Annotated in this window: 18 protein-coding genes; 12 read left to right on the top strand and 6 right to left on the bottom strand. The window is 37.9% G+C overall.

Annotation, left to right across the window (positions count from 1 at the left end):
* Window positions 1–79: 79 nt before the first annotated feature.
* The 3 genes from AXA65_RS12700 to AXA65_RS12710 all read right to left on the bottom strand — a co-directional run bounded on the left by AXA65_RS12700 (window position 80) and on the right by AXA65_RS12710 (window position 2,819).
* The gene (locus AXA65_RS12700; RefSeq protein WP_063970467.1) at window positions 80–1,456 is read right to left on the bottom strand and encodes a tryptophanase; all 1,377 of its coding nucleotides are present in this window, start codon (window positions 1,454–1,456) and stop codon (window positions 80–82) included.
* Between the two features lie 165 nt (window positions 1,457–1,621).
* Window positions 1,622–2,236 (bottom strand): DUF502 domain-containing protein, encoded by a 615-nt coding sequence (locus AXA65_RS12705; RefSeq protein ID WP_063970468.1) that lies wholly within the window; start codon window positions 2,234–2,236, stop codon window positions 1,622–1,624.
* Between the two features lies 1 nt (window position 2,237).
* The gene (locus AXA65_RS12710; protein WP_063970469.1) at window positions 2,238–2,819 is read right to left on the bottom strand and encodes a tRNA-(ms[2]io[6]A)-hydroxylase; all 582 of its coding nucleotides are present in this window, start codon (window positions 2,817–2,819) and stop codon (window positions 2,238–2,240) included.
* A gap of 163 nt (window positions 2,820–2,982) precedes the next feature.
* On the opposite strand from AXA65_RS12710, the gene AXA65_RS12715 reads away from it, so the two are divergent.
* On the top strand, window positions 2,983–3,213 hold the full coding sequence (locus tag AXA65_RS12715; protein WP_063970470.1) for a hypothetical protein: 231 nt from the start codon (window positions 2,983–2,985) through the stop codon (window positions 3,211–3,213).
* A gap of 33 nt (window positions 3,214–3,246) precedes the next feature.
* Here AXA65_RS12715 and AXA65_RS12720 read toward each other — a convergent pair whose 3' ends face one another.
* The gene (locus AXA65_RS12720; protein WP_063970471.1) at window positions 3,247–4,344 is read right to left on the bottom strand and encodes an acyltransferase family protein; all 1,098 of its coding nucleotides are present in this window, start codon (window positions 4,342–4,344) and stop codon (window positions 3,247–3,249) included.
* Between the two features lie 115 nt (window positions 4,345–4,459).
* Between AXA65_RS12720 and mutL the strand changes: the two genes are divergently transcribed.
* Genes mutL through AXA65_RS12740 form a run of 4 tightly spaced genes read left to right on the top strand, consistent with a single transcriptional unit; the run spans window position 4,460 to window position 8,309 of the window.
* Complete coding sequence (gene mutL / locus AXA65_RS12725) at window positions 4,460–6,220, top strand: DNA mismatch repair endonuclease MutL (RefSeq protein WP_063970472.1); 1,761 nt, start codon at window positions 4,460–4,462, stop codon at window positions 6,218–6,220.
* Between the two features lie 3 nt (window positions 6,221–6,223).
* On the top strand, window positions 6,224–6,967 hold the full coding sequence (locus AXA65_RS12730) for a rhomboid family intramembrane serine protease (RefSeq protein ID WP_063970473.1): 744 nt from the start codon (window positions 6,224–6,226) through the stop codon (window positions 6,965–6,967).
* Window positions 6,968–7,948 (top strand): endonuclease/exonuclease/phosphatase family protein, encoded by a 981-nt coding sequence (locus AXA65_RS12735; protein WP_063970474.1) that lies wholly within the window; start codon window positions 6,968–6,970, stop codon window positions 7,946–7,948. It abuts the gene before it with no gap.
* 13 nt (window positions 7,949–7,961) lie between these two features.
* Window positions 7,962–8,309 (top strand): hypothetical protein, encoded by a 348-nt coding sequence (locus AXA65_RS12740; protein WP_131797816.1) that lies wholly within the window; start codon window positions 7,962–7,964, stop codon window positions 8,307–8,309.
* A 75-nt stretch (window positions 8,310–8,384) separates the two neighbouring features.
* On the opposite strand, the gene AXA65_RS12745 is transcribed toward AXA65_RS12740, so the two are convergent.
* Window positions 8,385–8,981, bottom strand: a complete 597-nt coding sequence (locus AXA65_RS12745) for a superoxide dismutase (RefSeq protein ID WP_063970476.1) — start codon at window positions 8,979–8,981, stop codon at window positions 8,385–8,387.
* Window positions 8,982–9,322: 341 nt separating this feature from the next.
* On the opposite strand from AXA65_RS12745, the gene AXA65_RS12750 reads away from it, so the two are divergent.
* A complete protein-coding gene (locus tag AXA65_RS12750; RefSeq protein WP_063970477.1) occupies window positions 9,323–10,543 on the top strand; it encodes an aminotransferase class V-fold PLP-dependent enzyme in 1,221 nt (406 codons plus the stop codon).
* 3 nt (window positions 10,544–10,546) lie between these two features.
* On the opposite strand, the gene AXA65_RS12755 is transcribed toward AXA65_RS12750, so the two are convergent.
* Window positions 10,547–11,242 carry a hypothetical protein gene (locus AXA65_RS12755; protein WP_063970478.1) on the bottom strand — a complete coding sequence of 232 codons (696 nt, stop codon included), beginning with the start codon at window positions 11,240–11,242 and terminating at the stop codon, window positions 10,547–10,549.
* Between the two features lie 171 nt (window positions 11,243–11,413).
* Here AXA65_RS12755 and lon point away from each other — a divergent pair, with 171 nt between their 5' ends.
* The 6 genes from lon (at window position 11,414) to AXA65_RS12790 (ending at window position 17,880) form a co-directional block, all read left to right on the top strand.
* Window positions 11,414–13,816: an endopeptidase La gene (gene lon / locus AXA65_RS12760; protein ID WP_063970479.1), complete on the top strand. Its 2,403-nt coding sequence runs from the start codon at window positions 11,414–11,416 to the stop codon at window positions 13,814–13,816.
* A gap of 139 nt (window positions 13,817–13,955) precedes the next feature.
* Window positions 13,956–14,162, top strand: a complete 207-nt coding sequence (locus tag AXA65_RS12765) for a hypothetical protein (RefSeq protein ID WP_063970480.1) — start codon at window positions 13,956–13,958, stop codon at window positions 14,160–14,162.
* 18 nt (window positions 14,163–14,180) lie between these two features.
* Window positions 14,181–14,561, top strand: coding sequence for a DoxX family protein (locus AXA65_RS12770; protein WP_063970481.1), 381 nt, complete (start codon window positions 14,181–14,183; stop codon window positions 14,559–14,561).
* A 509-nt stretch (window positions 14,562–15,070) separates the two neighbouring features.
* Window positions 15,071–16,462: an RtcB family protein gene (locus AXA65_RS12780; RefSeq protein ID WP_063970483.1), complete on the top strand. Its 1,392-nt coding sequence runs from the start codon at window positions 15,071–15,073 to the stop codon at window positions 16,460–16,462.
* 208 nt (window positions 16,463–16,670) lie between these two features.
* Window positions 16,671–17,369, top strand: coding sequence for a peptide chain release factor H (prfH, locus tag AXA65_RS12785; protein ID WP_063970484.1), 699 nt, complete (start codon window positions 16,671–16,673; stop codon window positions 17,367–17,369).
* The gene (locus AXA65_RS12790; protein WP_063970485.1) at window positions 17,356–17,880 is read left to right on the top strand and encodes a tetratricopeptide repeat protein; all 525 of its coding nucleotides are present in this window, start codon (window positions 17,356–17,358) and stop codon (window positions 17,878–17,880) included. Before prfH ends, AXA65_RS12790 begins: the two co-directional genes overlap by 14 nt.
* Window positions 17,881–17,897: the final 17 nt, after the last annotated feature.

Raw genomic sequence — 17,897 nt, forward strand, 5'->3', positions numbered from 1 at the left:
TAAAGTCTTTAAAACATAAAAAAGGGTCGGAATTTGCTTACGACCATGACTAAGCAAATTGCTCTCTTTTTTGTTTTAATTATATCTTATCCAACTGGACTGTGAAGTGTCTCAGAAGGGCTAATTCCTTGGTGATCTTGTAACCTTTTGTAATCTCATTTCGTCTTTCAAAAACATTGACAACCGCAGCTGCAACATAATCCATGTGATTGTTTGTGTACGTTCGTCTCGGGATTGCCAATCTTAACAATTCTAATTTCGGATAACGGTTCTCTCTGGTTTCCGGATCACGGTCAGCCAACAAAGTTCCAATTTCTACACCTCGGATTCCGGCTTCTTTGTAAAGCTCGATGGCCAAAGTCTGGGCAGGGAATTCTTCTCGTTTGATATTCGGTAAGAAGTTGAGCGCATCTATGAAAACAGCATGTCCGCCAATTGGTTTTTGAACCGGAATTCCTGCTTCCATTAGTTTATTTCCAAGATATTCCACTTGCGAGATCCTGCTTTCCAGATAAGGAAATTCTGTCGCTTCATCCAAACCTGTTGCCAATGCTGACATATCTCTTCCGGCCATTCCGCCATAAGTGATGAAACCTTCGTAAATGATCGTAAAGTTGGAAGCTTGTTCAAATATTTCTCTATTTTTCAAAGCGATAAATCCACCGATGTTTACCAAACCATCTTTTTTGGAACTCATGGTCATTCCGTCGCCATAGGAGAAAATCTCTTTGCAGATTTCTTTAATCGTTCTATTTTCCTGACCTTTCTCTCTTTTTTTGATGAAATAAGCATTCTCTGCAAATCTAGCAGAGTCAAACAAAACCGGAATTCCGTATTGGTCTGATAATGCTCTTACAGCTTTGATATTTTCTAAAGAAACAGGTTGTCCGCCAGAAGAATTACAAGTGATCGTGATCAAACAAAACGGGACCTGCTCTTTCGGATGAGAACTGTAAACAGCTTCTAATTTTTCAAGATCGATATTGCCTTTGAAAGGATGAAGGTCTTCGATATCAAAAGCTTCATCAATTGTACAATCTATGGCGTGTGCTTTTCTAAATTCGATGTGACCTTTTGTGGTGTCGAAGTGGGAATTTCCTGGGCAAATGTCACCTTCTTTTACCATGACTGAGAAAAGGACATTTTCCGCCGCTCGTCCTTGGTGTGTTGGTAATAGATAAGGAAATCCGGTAATTCTTTCAACCGTGCTTTGCAACGCTTCGAATGATCTTGAGCCAGCATAACTTTCGTCGCCTATCATCAATGCGCCCCATTGTTTGTCGCTCATGGCGCCCGTTCCGCTGTCTGTCAGCAAATCGATGAAAACATGGGAACTTCTGAGATTGAACAAGTTATAATCGGCTTTTTTGAGCCATTCTTCGCGTTGTTCTTGTGTGGATTGGTATATTTCTTCGACCATTTTGATTCTAAATGGTTCTGCGTAAGGTAATTTCATGATAAATATAAATGATGATTAATAATAGATAAATGATCTTTTATATTGATAATTGATTAACAACAAACCACAATGGAAAAACCCAATGTAAATTGCTGATATTTAGAATGACAAACAATAACTAGTAAGAAATCAATTATCATCCATCAATTATCATTCATGAAACTACTCCGGTGCTTTGAAAACGTTGTCGTCTGAATGGAATCCAGCAACACCTCCGCTAACAGCAAATTTCATAGCCTCAGCAGCGCTCATTCCAGTAACTTCCTTTACGTTAGTATATTTTGTAATAATGACCCAGCCAGAAACGGCGTAGGAATGTGGCAGATAAACGGCGATCATCTGCTCTAGATCGACAACGGACATATCGGCTTGCGTCAGAAATCCGATACGCCAGATCTCCGGTGTTTCATTGGTTTTGACCCAAACCGGAACATTGAATTTTTTCTTGTCACCAACGAAAGATCCTAAAACGTCTTTCAAAGAAGTGTACAGAAATTTGATTCCCGGAATATGTTCCAAAACATAATCCAAACCGTCAACAATGAGTCTTCCGATAATGAATTTGTTCCCGAAAAATCCAATAAAAGTGGTTCCGAAGATGACGATAAAAAATATCAATCCCGGAAATTTTTCCGAAACAGAAGGCACCAGATTATCGATGCTGAAGACCACGCTCCAGATGACCCAAACCGTGATGGCAAAAGGACCAATGATGATCAATCCTTGAATGAAGGACCGTATAAAGAGTCGAAGATAATCGTTAGGGCTTCTGTACATTTTAGCCGTGGATGGTTTCTTTGTTTCCGTAGGATTTCATAATGTTGGCCTCATATTCCAACCATTCTTCCCAACGTTTGTTCACTTTTTCCGGATCGCCCAATTCTCTGGCAAACCCGATGAATGTTGTGTAATGATTGGCTTCAGAAACCATCAGGTCGTGATAAAATTGTTTCAGTTCCTCGTCCTTGATATTTTCTGTCAAAACTTTGAAACGCTCGCAACTTCTTGCCTCGATCATCGCTGCGAAAAGCATTTTGTCAATGATCTGTTCGTCACGATGTCCACCTTTTACTAAAAATTTGATTAAGTCATTGACGTAATCGTCTTTACGAGTTCTTCCCAAAACACCACCTCTTTTTTTGATAATCTCATGAACTTGGTTGAAGTGGTCCAACTCCTCTTGCGCAATTGCCAAAAGCTCAGTTACCATATCGGTATGTTCTGGAACCATTGTAATTAGGCCAATCGCGTTGGTTGCAGCTTTTTGCTCGCACCAAGCGTGATCGGTAAGGATCTCTTCTAAATTATCTTCGGCAATATTTGCCCAACGTGGGTCTGTAAGAAGTTTGAGACGGAACATTTTATATTTTTTGTAAAAATAAGGATTTGATTGTTTCTTATTAAATATTTTATTGATTAAAAAATAATTTTCGGATTCAATTAACGTAGAGGACTAAAACAATCAACTAAATTGACATTTGGCACACATATTGAAAATCCTTCAACAATCAAATAATAAAATTATGAAAAATTCAACTATTACCAATCATGCTAAATTATTTCTTTTTAGCTTTTTAGCAATCTTCTCTTCAGCATTGACTTTTGCACAGGATTCAGCGGTCGTTAAAACAACTAACGTGACTACTTCTACAGAAGAATGGCAAACCAATCCGACCTATTGGATCATAGGTGGAGTCGTGCTTATCGTCATCGTCGCGATTGTGGCTATGAGCGGAAGGAAGAGAAATGATTAAAATATTGACAAAGCGCTTTTAGGAGCGCTTTTTTTATGTATTCTTTGAAGCTGTTTTCTCTCTCAAAAACTGCAAGACTTTCCAGCCAAGATCATCTATTTTCTTCAAACCAATCGAAATCAGGTAGGCCAATAAAATATTGAGCGGATAAATGATCAAAACCAACAACCACCAACTCATCGAATCTTTCAAAGGAACAACAAGGAAATAGATTAAAGACGAACTCATTCCTTGGGCGAAATAAAAGAAGATCGCGTTTTGTCCTACATTGGTTATGAAATTTGGTTTCGTGATCTTCAATCGGTTATAGAAAACGAAAAGCGTAACCAATGAGAATAAGGTCCAAATGATGTACGGAATTTTTGGTGGGAACTTTTGTTTATTGATCTTATAGAAAATATCACCTCCATAATTCCAGAACATCCAAACCAGCGCAACTGCAACCAGTCCATACAGAATGGGAATCATTTTGGTTGAGATTGTTTTACCTTTCATTCTGTTAGCAATAAGAAAAACAGCCATATAAAATGCGACGTAACCACCTTGTCCATTCGGATAATAATGAGGAAAAACATTGAATATCAAAGTTAAAACAACGCAAACTCCAATAAACCAATTGATGTGTTTCGGAAAGAATTTTAAAATTAATACCCCTAAAACAGTCAAAATATAATACACTTTCAGATACCAAAAACTTCCCATCACCACAGGAAAAGTATCACAGTTGGAATACTCGTGCAAGTACCAATTTCCCAAAACCTGCCACTGCGGTTCCGATGAAATACTTGATGGAACATACTTGGTTCCAAAAGTGGAATAGAAATCCTTCAACCATTCAAACGAGAAAAATGTGAGTCCAAAAACCTTGAAAAAGTAATCTAGGAAAAAGAGAAACGTCACGAAAATCATATAGGTGATCTGCAACTTCAATAATCTGTAAAGTGTTTTCTCGATATTATTCCCTGAAGTGATTCCACTCAGTGCATAAAATAGCGCGACATCAAAGACCAAAGAGAAAACCCGAACTTCCGTCGGAATGTAAAATTGTCCGCTCCAGAAAGCCGTGTGGATAAAAATAATGGAAATGGTCGCCAGTCCTTTGGCAAAATCAATATAGAGATCTCTTTTCATCGATGTGATTAATTATCTGAAAGTCAAAATTATCATTATTTTCCCAGCTTCTTTATAATTATTTAACTTTTACCCCTCGATTGTTATCCTTATTTTTACAAGTTCAATCGTAGAAATGTCAGATATCATTCAGCTTTTACCGGATCACGTTGCCAATCAGATCGCTGCTGGAGAAGTGGTGCAAAGACCGGCTTCCATCGTGAAGGAACTTTTGGAAAATTCTGTGGATGCAGGTTCCAGTAAAATCCAGCTCATCATTCGTGACGCCGGAAAAAATCTGCTTCAAGTTGTGGACAACGGCATCGGAATGTCTGAAACTGACGCAAGATTAGCGTTTGAACGCCACGCCACTTCAAAGATCCGCTCTACCGAAGATATTTTTAAGATTGCCACCAAAGGTTTTCGAGGCGAAGCATTAGCATCCATCGCTGCGGTTGCGCAAGTTGAATTGAAAACAAAACAGAAAGACTCGCCTGTCGGAACTAATATTTACATCGAAGGTGGACTTTTTCAATTTCAAGATCCGATTCAAACCGTTGAAGGTTCTAACTTTTCCGTCAAGAATTTATTTTACAATGTTCCTGCGAGACGGAAATTCCTTAAGAATGACAATGTAGAATTCCGTCATATCATTGATGAATTCCAGCGTGTTGCTTTGGCTCACGAAAATATCGAATTCGAAATGTTCCACAACGACGAACCTGTTTTCAAACTGAGAAAAGGCGGTCAAATGCAAAGGATTGTGGATGTTTTCGGTCGGAAATTGCAACCACTTTTGATTCCCATCAAGGAAGATCTTGGCTGGGTTCATCTTCACGGTTATGTGGCAAAACCAGAAGGTGCAAAAAAAACACGAGGCGAACAATTCTTCTTCGTGAATGGCAGATTTTTCCGAAGCGCTTATCTCAGCAAAGCCGTTCAGGAAGCGTTTGAAGGACTTTTGCAACCTGGTTACATTCCGTCGTTTTTTCTTTATCTGGAAATGGATCCTGAGAAAATCGATGTTAATATCCATCCTCAGAAAACAGAAGTGAAGTTCGAAGACGAAGCTTTGATTTTCGCTTTGGTGAGATCGACGATTAAACGTTCTCTGGGAATTTACAATGTGGCGCCAAGTCTCGATTTCGAAAGAGATCCGAAAATGGAAGCTTTCTTTGCGCCGAGTAAAAGTAATTACAGTGCGCCGTCACCATCAGCTATTAATGTTAGTAGAGATTTCAATCCTTTTTCTGTGGAAAAAACGACAGACGAAGAACGAATCAATCTGGCCGAACTCTATCAGACCACAGAAGCAGCGCCATCAAAAATCAATCTTTTTGAAGATGATGATCTGGATGAGGATCTTTTCCGATTACCAAACGGTTATTGGCTTTTGAACAAAGACGGATTGACTTATATGCTGGACCTTGGTAGAATGCACCGCGTAATCATGTCATCGCATCAGGAAAATCTACCAACTAAAAAAGCAGGTCAAAGTCTGTTATTTTCTTTAGAGTATCATTTGAACGAGATCGAGAAAAACAAATACAAATCCATCAAAAAGTATCTGCCGGATTTTGGTTTTGAAATGACCTTGGCTCAGGAAAACGTCCTAAGAATCGAAACTGTTCCGGAAGCTTTGAAGGAATCTCAGGTCATCAAATTCCTCGAAAAGATCTTCGAAGTTTTGGAATACCGAACCGAAGACGAATTCTCTAAATATTTTGAATATCAATGGATCAAGCTAAAAACAAAATCCAAATTTGATTTCATTTATAAAACCGAAGTGGAACAATTGGTCAAAGATTTTATCGACCTTGGATTTCCGCAATATACCGTGAATAGTAAAAAATGTTGGATGGAAGTGCCATTTGACGACTTTAAAAACAAATTTTAAATTATGTTTCCTCAAATAACACCAGTGACGCGAAATATCATCATTCTGAATGTGATATTCTTTGCGGCAACTTTTCTGCTTACTAATATTAATCTTGAGCCTTTGCTGGCAGGGTATTTTCCATTGTCTCCCAACTTCAGATCTTGGCAGATTGTTACCCATATGTTCATGCACGGAAGCATTATGCATATTGTCTTCAACATGTTCACACTTTATAGTTTTGGGCCAGTTTTGGAGCAGGTTTTAGGACAGAAGAAATTTATCATTCTCTATTTTGCCGCTGGTTTGGGCGGTTTTGCTTTGTATAATATTTGGAATTATTACGAAGTCAGCCAATTGACGAGTTTCTTGAAAAGCCAGGCTTTTGACATTCATGAGATTTATAAATACGCTGACAACAATTATTCTGGAGAGATGCCAATTAATTCTAATTCAGAAGCGGTGAGAGACGCTGCTCAAAAACTCTTCGTCATTCTGAAAACACCAATGGTTGGTGCTTCAGGTGCAATTTTCGGAATCATTGCTGCTTTTTCGACCTTATTTCCAGACGCAAAATTGATGTTTATGTTCATTCCTTTTCCTATCAAGGCAAAATATCTGACACCGATCATCATTGCCGTTTCCATATTTTTAGGACTGAGACAATTCAGTGGCGATAATATTGCCCATTTTGCACATCTTGGTGGCGCACTGATTGGTTATTTGTTTGTGCTCAATTTCAAAAAGAACCGAGACCGGATCCAATAGATGGGAATCATCAGATTTATTTTAACGGTTTTTCATATCGTCATTATCGCTCTTCTTTTTGGGTCGATAATGAACGCTTACATTCCGCCAAGTGTTTTCGGAATGCTGAATCTCCTGTCGCTAGGATTTCCGATTTTGATCATCATCAATATTTTGTTATTGATATTTTGGATTGCCAGTTGGAAAAAAAGAGCCGCCGTTTTCTTGGTTCTGTCTTTATGTTTCATCACTCCGACAAGACGTTGGGTCAACTTTACGCCAACTAAAAAGGAAAACCCCAATTTGAAACTGATATCGCTCAATGGGAAATTTGGTCATTTTGGTGATGGTAATATATACGATTTCATTAATAAAGAAAATGCCGATGTTGTTTTCTTTCAGGAATATGACAACAAAAAACCTTTGGATGGATTCCAGTATTTTGAAAACAGTCGCCCGATTGTGAAGATCCAATCCAGATTTCCGATCATCGAAAGTGGTGAAGTGAAAACCGATGTCAGCACCGGAATGTGTCTTTATGCTGATATCAAGATCAATGGAAAAATCATCAGATTTGTCAATGTTTATATGGAGCCTTTTTTCCTTGATAAGAAAATGGTGAAACCGACGGATGATATGGATAGGAATGAAGAAAAAGCAAAAAAGCTTATACATAAATTGGTTCCGACCTTCAAAAAACACCAGACCCAGATCGATCTGATCAAGGATTTTATTGATAAGTCGCCGCATCCGATCATCGTTGGAGGTGATTTCAATGCGGTTCCAAACTCTTATGAATATTACAAAGTTTCCGAAGATCTGGACGACGATTTTCTGAAAGTTGGAAAAGGAAGTGGAACCAGTTTTCACGACTTCAAATTCCCAATGAAAATCGATCACATTTTCTCTTCAAAATCAATAAAGCCAATCAGTTACAAGGTGGACAGAAGCGTAGAGATCTCTGACCACTTCCCTGTTCTTGCCGAATTTTTAATTGAATAAAATTAAAATTGTTATGAAAAAATTGATACTTCCAAGTGTTTTGATTGTACTTTCTGCCTGCTCCAAGGAAACACCGGTTTTGAACAATTCCGACAATCTGGATGCAGCACCACAGATCACTTATGATACAACAGCTATCGACTCGTTCGGGCCTGGTGCAACTTCCGAAGCTGTGATGGCAAAAATAAATGCTGTTGCCATTAAAAAAGAACAAGACAGTTTGGCGAAAATCGCAAAAGCAGAGCAGGAAAAATTGGACAAGGAAAAAGCGAAATTGGATGCTGAGAAAGCGAAAGAAACGAAGCACGATTTTCCAAAACCTGTTGTCAAAGATATTATTGACAATTCCGTTTCCAAATAAAAGTCATCCATCAATCCATAAAAAAAACCCATCAGATAATTTCTGATGGGTTTCTCAATATAATTCTATGAAAAATTATTTATTGTAAAGTTCTTCTACTTTATCCCAATTTATCACATCAAAAAACGCAGTCACATAGTCTGGTCTTTTGTTTTGATAATTAAGGTAATAAGCGTGCTCCCAAACATCCAATCCAAGAATCGGAGTTCCTTTTACGTCAGCAACCGGCATTAGTGGATTGTCCTGATTTGGCGTAGAAGATACAACTACAGAACCATCAGAATTTTTCACCAACCAAGCCCAACCAGAACCGAATCTAGTTTTCGCAGCTGTAGAAAAATCTTCTTTGAATTTATCAAAACCACCGATTTTCTCGATTTCAGCTTTCACATTTCCAACTGGCTCTTTGCTGCCGCCTGGCGTCAGAAGTTCCCAGAAAAGTGAGTGGTTGAAGTGTCCACCTCCATTATTTCTTACTGCTGGTTTGTCAGTTCCCGTTTTTTGGATTTCTTCAATAGATTTCCCTTCAAGTTCTGTTCCTGCGATTGCGTTATTAAGATTGTCCACATACGCCTGGTGGTGTTTTGAGTGGTGGATTTCCATTGTTTTTGCATCGATGGTTGGCTCCAACGCATCGTACGCATAACTAAGTTTTGGTAATTCGAATGACATAGTTTGGTATTTATTTGTTAATAAATGAATTGTCCAAAAATAGTCAATTATTATTCCAAGAAGCAAGAATTAGACTTATTTTATAAATATTTAACATCGAAAAATATAATAAAATTTGCCGTAACTTTGACGCATTCTAAATAATCAAGTCATTTTATAAGCTAAATTATTTGGGCAGCTATTTCCGCCTTCCGCTCCCAATCTTTTTGCCAAGGCTTTTCCAGCCACAAAAAAGGATTTCCGCTCAAGTCGGGCTGCAAAGATTCAACGTCTAATCATATTTTTAAGAGTTTTCCCATTGGTCTAAATTCTAACATCTAACATCTAACATCTAATTTAAAATGTTCGACATCAATCATATAAGAGCCCAATTTCCAATCCTGAACCAAGAAGTCAACGGCAAACCATTAGTTTATCTGGACAACGCGGCAACTTCCCAAAAACCAATTTCAGTCATCAAAACTTGGGAACAATATTACGAAACCATCAACGCCAATGTGCATCGTGGCATCCACACATTGAGTCAATTAGCAACGGAAGAGATGGAACTTTCCAGACAGAAGATCCAACGTTTCATCAATACAAAACACGACTACGAAGTGATTTTCACCAAAGGAACGACGGAAGGAATCAATCTCGTAGCTTATGCTTTAACCAATCAAATCAAGCCAAACGACGAAATCATCATTTCTTATTTGGAGCATCATTCCAACATCGTTCCGTGGCAGATGCTTTGCGAAAGAACCGGCGCAAAACTCCGCGTCATCCCAATGGACGAAAACGGAATCCTTCAAATCGATGTTTTGGACGAATGGCTGAACGAAAAAACAAAAATAGTCTCTGTAAACCAGGTATCTAACGCTTTGGGAATCATCAATCCCATCGAAGAAATCATTGAAAAAACAAGAAGACTTTCCAACGCTTACGTTTTGATTGACGGTGCACAATCTGCACCACATTTCAAAATTGATGTTCAGAAACTGGATTGTGATTTCTTTGTCTTCTCAGGACACAAAATGTACGCGCCAATGGGAACAGGAATTCTTTACGGGAAAGAATCCGTGCTTGAAAACCTTCATCCTTTCCACGGCGGCGGCGAAATGATTGCAGTCTGCAGTTTCGAGAAAACCACTTACGCAGGTTTACCTTTCAAATTCGAAGCTGGAACGCCGAATGTTGGTGGTAACATCGCTCTCGGCGCAGCGGTAGATTTTATTGAAGAAATTGGTCATCAAAATCTTCAAAACCACGAAAATGACCTTCTGAATTACGCTCAGAAAAAACTTCTGGAATTAGAAGGCATTAAAATCTATGGTGAAAAAGCAAACAGAACGGGCGTAGTTTCCTTCAACTTGGAAGGCGCAGGAATTGCTTCTGATACTGGAATGATTCTCGACAAACTAGGAATCGCCGTGAGAACAGGACACCATTGCACCCAACCGATTATGGATTTCTTCAACATCGCCGGAACCGTCCGTGCAAGTTTTGCAGTTTACAATACTTTGGAAGAAATTGATATTCTGGTAGAAGGTGTGAAAAAAGCGCAGAGAATGTTGGTTTAAAGATTAACTAATCATCATTCTGACTGATTTTATCTTTCTCCATTTTTTATCTCGAAATTCATAAATAGCAGTTTCGGAAAATGCGCTGAGTGGACCAGAATAAGTTGAATAAGAAAAAATCACTAATTTTTTATCTTTGGTAAATAATGGCTTATCTATATGTAAAATTGGAGTGAATTTTTTAGTGAATTTTAAATATTCTAAGTCGCTTTGTTTAACATATTCTTTTGCAGCAGCCATATTTATTTTCTTTAGAGAATCTGTTATTTTAACTGTATTTTTCGTGTATTTTTCGTTTTCTATTTTTAATGAATCGAAATCAAGAACCTTTTGTTTGAAAAATTTTTTATCAATCAAATAATCCCTGTTGTCATTAATTTGCTTTCTAATAAACTTCCAATCTTCTTTTGAAATCAAAGAATCTAGTTCCTTCTGTGAAACCATTCGTAGATTTTTTTCATTTAAAATCAAAGAATCTTTTGTCAAATTATTCCCAATATATTTTGTAAAATTTATATCGCTTAGCAAATCTTCTTTTTGATTGGGTTCTTGATTTAATAAAAAACTTTGAATGAAGATGTTAATCTCTTCGTTATTAAAAACATCTAATTTCTCTAAATCGAAATTTTCTAATGTTTGTTTTTCAGTGCTTTTCCCACAGGAAATCAAGATGAACAAAATAATTGCAAAATACTTCATTAGCACTAATTTTAATTAATGAACGAACTATGACAAATTGTATTGCTTTTCCTAATGGCACATCTCTTGCGAAATTATAGATTCGTTTAAAACAGTATTGTTTCTCCGTTAAAATTGAGGAATGATTTTTATATCAATTAAGATTAATGACATTATGTCATTCAATATACTATGACAGAATTTGATAATATCAACTTTGAAGAGATTCTTGATGAAGGTTTCGGGATTGTAGCAGAAGAAATCAATCTGGATGAACTTGGCAATCACGAAGCCGACAAAACCCAAACTGTTTTCCCAATTCTTCCCGTAAGAAATATGGTGATGTTCCCGAAAGTGATCACCCCTATTACTGCTGGAAGAGAAAAATCAAAAAAGCTTTTGGAGGATGCCCAAAGAGAAAATAAACTTGTGGGAATCATCAGTCAAAAAAATCCCAACGAAGAAAATCCGTCAGAAAAAGACCTTTATACGGTTGGAACTTTGGCAAAAATCCTGAAGATCATTACACTTCCGGAAGGTAATATCACTGCGATCACGAGAGGTGTTCAGAGATTCAGAGTAAAGAAATTTGTTTCAAATGAACCGTATTTTCTTGCTGAGATCACAAAACAAAAAGATACGCAGCCAAAAGATAAAGAAGAATTCTCCGCCTTGATGGACAATATCAAAGACCTTGCGGAGAAAATCATCAATATTGACCCGAACATTCCTAACGCAGCTCAATTCGCCATCAAAAACATTGATGGACAAGAGGATTTGTTGAATTTTGTTTCGGCTAATGGTAATTTTTCATCAGACAAAAAACAGCGTTTACTCGACGAAAAAACACTGATTGGACGTGCAAAAAATCTGTACGAAATGATGCACGACGATTTCCGTCACTTGGAACTCAAAAACCAGATCCATCAGAAAACCAGTAAAGACCTGGATAAGCAACAGCGCGAATATTTCCTAAATCAGCAGATCCGCACCATCCAAGACGAATTGGGCGGCGGCGCAGAATCTGACGCAGACGAATTCCGTAAAAAAGCTTCAAAGCTGAAATGGAGTGACGATGTAGAAAAACATTTTGAAAAAGAATTACAACGTCTTTCCAGACAACATTCCAGCTCGCCGGATTACAACGTGCAGCGTAATTATCTGGACTTTTTCACCGATCTTCCTTGGGAACATTATTCCAAAGATGCCTTCGATTTGAATAAAGCGGAAAAGCTTTTGGATAAAGAACATTTTGGGCTGGAAGATATCAAGAAAAGAATTTTGGAACACATTGCTGTTCTAAAACTTAAGAACGATATGAAGTCGCCAATCCTTTGTTTGGTAGGTCCTCCAGGTGTTGGGAAAACCTCACTTGGGAAATCTGTGGCCGACGCACTCGGTAGAAAATATGTGCGTGTTTCTCTTGGTGGTTTACACGACGAAAGCGAGATCCGCGGACACAGAAAAACCTACATCGGTGCGATGGCGGGAAGAATTCTCCAGTCTATCAAAAAATCCGGAACATCCAATCCTGTAATTGTGCTTGATGAAATTGATAAACTCGGCCAAGGTGCTCACGGCGACCCAAGTTCAGCTTTGTTGGAAGTTCTTGACCCAGAACAGAATAACAATTTCTACGATAATTTCCTAGAATTAGGTTATGACCTTTCAAAAGTGATGTTCATTGCAACGGCCAATTCATTTTCTACCGTGCAACGTCCGCTTTTGGACAGAATGGAGATCATCAGCATTGCTGGTTACACTTTGGAAGAAAAAGTGGAAATCGCTAAACGACATTTGATCAAAAAACAATTGCGAGAAAATGGTTTGGACGCGAAATATCTGAAACTCGGAAACCCGGAACTGAAACATATCATTGATGCACACACTTCTGAAAGTGGCGTGAGAACTTTGGAGAAAAAAATTGCAGGAATCGCCCGTTGGGTGGCACTTCAGATTGCGATGGAAAAAGACTTCGACCCGAAAATCTCTATTGATAAAGTCGATGAAATACTTGGTGTTCCAAGACCGAAAACTTTGGCCGAAATCACTGATGTTCCCGGCGTGGTAACAGGTTTAGCGTGGACAAGTGTTGGTGGTGATATTCTCTTTATTGAAAGTATTCTATCCAAAGGAAAAGGCGCTTTGACAATGACCGGAAATCTCGGAAATGTAATGAAAGAATCTGCAACAATCGCGTTGGAATTCATCAAAGCACATTACGAAGAATTAGGCATTTCTGAAGACGACATCGAAAAGAAAAACATCCACGTTCACGTTCCAGAAGGCGCAACACCAAAAGATGGTCCATCTGCCGGAATTGCAATGTTGACCTCGATGGTTTCAAGTTACAAGAACATCAAAGTGAAACCTCATCTTGCAATGACTGGCGAAATTACACTTCGTGGAAAAGTTCTTCCAGTTGGTGGAATCAAAGAAAAATTACTCGCTGCAACCAGAGCAGGAATCAAAGAAGTCATCCTTTGCGAGGCGAATAGAAAAGATGTGGAGGAAATCAAAAAAGACTACCTTAAACATTTGAAAGTCAACTATGTAACCAATATGAGCGAAGTGGTAGAAATCGCTTTGAAGTAAAATATAAATTAGCTTCATCTTCTAATTATCAATCCGTCCGGGAAATTTTCTCCGACGGATTTTTATTTTAACATTCAATTCATATTTTTATTAAATTCGTTAAATAATTTCAAATAACAAATAAATATCAAAATAATATATGGGAATTACCGCACTATTTGTAATTTTATTGGTCATCCTAATATTTTTGGTGTCATACATTCCCAAGCTTACTTTGCGCAAAAAGATCTTCATCGTAATAGCCGCTTTGCTGGTTTGTCTGGCTGTTTTGGCTTTTCTTTTTGCAACGCAGTTTGGTAGTAAAAGACCGCTTCAGGAAAATGAATCTGTAGAAATAAAAAAATAACTATAAAATTTACAAACTATGAAATACGTCAAATTTATCCTATGCCTCCTTTTCGGTTTAATGTTCATCAACGCCGGACTGGACAAGTTCTTCCACTATATGCCAATGCCGGAAGATATGCCTGACGATGCAAAACAGGCTTTTGAAGCTATTATGAAACTTCCTTGGCTATTACCATTGGTCGGAATTGTAGAAATAGTTGGAGGTCTGCTTTTCATCCTTCCAAAAACAAGAGCGCTGGGTGCCATTATTATTCTCCCTGTAATGATTGGAATTTTGTTGCACAATTGTACGGTTGCGCCGGCTCCTCCAGGAATAGGAATTGCAGCCGTTCTATTTTTTATCAATCTATGGATTTTGATTGACAACCGAAAAAAATACGAAGCTTTAATCAGCTAAAATATTTAACCATTTAAAAAATAAAATTTGCCAATTCAAAAAAAATAATATCTTTGCACCTGAAAATCAAGTTCAACCAACAAAAATAACAACGAAGCAATGTTCAAATACAATCAACATACATCAGTAGGATTGCCTTTTGCAAAGGCGAGGCTTCGTGATTTGGTACCTTCTTAGAACAACAGTATAATGAAATATCAAAACCCGAAGTCGTAAGATTTCGGGTTTTTTATTGCGCCATATTTCAAACTCAACATTTCCCCGAAATCAATTTTTTAGGAGCTATTTCCCGCTTTCCGTTGCAATCTTTTTTTGCCCTCGCTTTTATCAAGCCAACGCAAAAAAAAAGGATTTCCACTGCAATCGGGGCTAGGTATTTCAGCTCCAAATCAACATTTGTCAGAAAATAGAAAATTCCGACAAAAATCAAATCAACTAAAATATTAGTTGAAAAAAAATCGATGTGAGAATATCATTTATCTCTCATCATTCATCAATTATATAAAAAAATGGGAAATTTAAAACTAAAAGGAAAAGATATATTAAAATTAGGCTATCCAAACAACCAGAGCATCAACATCGCTTTGGAAGTGATGAAAAGAAATTTTGCAACCAAAAATATACATTATGTGAAATCTCTTCTCAAGGAAATTCAGCAAAATCCGGAGAACTTCGAAAAAGATTTAACCTTCGGACAAATCGCGGAAGCTTTGCTTTCATCAAAGAAAACCGAAAAAAGAATGCTCAATACCAACCGGGCTTCATTTCAGATTTTCGGAAACAATATTTCAGATGAAGCAAAAAACCAATTGTACACCGCACTGAAACTGCCAATTGCAACGCAAGGCGCTTTGATGCCCGATGCACACAGTGGTTACGGACTTCCAATCGGTGGAGTTTTGGCCGTAGAAAATGCAGTGATTCCTTATGGAGTAGGGATGGATATTGGTTGCAGAATGAGCCTAAGTATTTTGGATACACCAATTTCATATCTCGACGGTGCAAGAAACAAATATGAAAAAGCGCTTGCCGAACACACGAAATTCGGGATGTACGAAACGCACAAATCTCACGTCGACCACGAAATTTTCGACAGAGATACGTTCGGTTTAATTCCGATTTTGAGAAGGTTAAAAGGAAAAGCCATCAAACAAATGGGAAGTTCCGGCGGTGGAAATCACTTTGTGGAATTCGGGGAAGTGGAAATTACGGAAGAGGACAAACAAATCAATCTTCCAAAAGGAAAATACCTCGGAATACTTTCACACAGCGGTTCGCGTGGATTGGGAGCAGAAATCGCTCAGTATTATTCGAGAGTGGCGACCGAACAATGTCCGCTACCAAAAGAAGCGCAAAATTTCGCCTGGCTGGATTTGAATACGCATCTCGGTTTAGAATACTGGACGGCTATGAATCTCGCGGGAGATTATGCTTCGGCTTGTCACGACGACATTCACAGAAGATTGGTGAAAGCGGTCGGCGGAAGAGTGAAAGCCAGAATCGAAAACCATCACAACTTTGCGTGGAAAGAAATTCATAACGGAAAAGAAGTGATTGTTCACCGAAAAGGCGCAACTCCAGCCAATGAAAACGAATTGGGAATGATTCCCGGTTCTATGACGGCAAAAGGTTTCATTGTTCGTGGAAAAGGAAATCCGGATTCACTGAACTCGGCTTCACACGGAGCGGGAAGAGCTTTTTCGAGAGGAGAATGCAGAAACCGTTTCACTCAAAATGACATTAAAAAAGAATTGAAACTCAAAAATGTAACCTTGATGGGCGGAAATGCTGAGGAAGCACCGATGGCGTACAAAGACATCAATGAAGTGATGAATGGACAAAGCGAATTGGTCGATATTCTCGGAACTTTCCAACCTCGAATTGTGAAGATGGATAAATAATGATTGATGTTGGATACGGGATGTTGGGTGTTAAATACTAGCATTTTAATTCTTTAGAAAATCATTAAATAATTTATAACAAATAGTAATAAAAAGGAGAAAAACCATAGCCCCGATTGAAGCGGCATCCTTTTTTTTTGCGTGGGCTTGAAAAAAGCGTTGGCGAAAAAAGATACAGCGGAAAGCGGGATTAAGCTCCTAAAAAACAATGGACAAAATAATACAAATCACCTCGGGAAGAGGGCCTTTGGAATGTCAATGGGTCGTTGCCAAAGTTCTAAAGGTCTTCCTTGAGGAAGCAAAACAAAATAAAATCGGTTACGAAATCATCCACCGTGAAAATGGCGATGAAAATCTGACTTTGAAATCAGCAACCTTACTTTTAAAAGGAAAAGAAGTCAATGAATTTCTGAAAAACTGGCTTGGAAGCATTCTTTGGATTGGGAAAAGCACTTTCAGAAAATTTCATAAACGAAGCAATTGGTTTATCGGGATTTTTGAACTGGATGGATTGGAGAAAATTGAATTTAATGAAAAGAAAATTCAGTTTCAGACGGCGAGAAGTCAGGGAAGTGGCGGACAAAACGTGAATAAAGTAGAAACCGCAGTTCGTGCAACTTATCTGACAACGGGACAAAGTGTTTTCGTGCAGGATTCCCGTTCGCAACTGGAGAATAAGAAGATTTCCATCATCAGATTAAAAGAAAAAGTGATGGAATTTCACATTCAACAATTGGAAAAACAAATGCAGGAAACGTGGAACAATCATTTGAATGTTCAGATAGGAAATCCTATTCGGACATTCTCGGGAACCGATTTTAAAAAGAATCATCAGGAAAAATCTTTCAAAAAAGAAAGAAATCAACTGAAAAATGAATTAAAAAACTACAGAAATGACCTTAACTAAAAGTAAATATTATTTCGAAGCTTTAGATAATTACCCTTACAGCTTGCCAGATTGTTTGGAAGCGTTGAACTATGCGCTTTCATACGATCCTGAAGATGCAGATTCGCTTTGTCTGATGGGAAGAATCTACAGCGAAATGCTCAACGATTATGAAAAAGCAAAACTCTATTTCGAAGAAGCAATGCTATGTGATGTCACGAATCTGAATACACCAAAATATTATATCAAATGTCTTTTGGATAACGAAGATTTGCAGGAAGCGGAAAAACTAATCAATTATTCTTTAAAGATAAAAGGAATTGATAAATCGATTTTATGGTTTTACAGAGCGTTGCTTTCTGAGATTAGAGGAAGTTTTGCGAATGCTTTGAAGTTTTTGAAGGAAGCAAAACAATTCTCTTATAATAAGGAAATGCTTGAATTCATTAAGGATAGAGAGCAGTTTGTGAAATCTAAAATGCCTAAAAAGCTGACGAAAAAATCAGCTAAAAAGAAGAAGGAAACCCATTGAGGTTTCCTTTTTTTGTA

The sequence above is a fragment of the Chryseobacterium sp. FP211-J200 genome (assembly GCF_001643375.1).
Taxonomy (GTDB): Bacteria; Bacteroidota; Bacteroidia; order Flavobacteriales; family Weeksellaceae; genus Epilithonimonas; species Epilithonimonas ginsengisoli.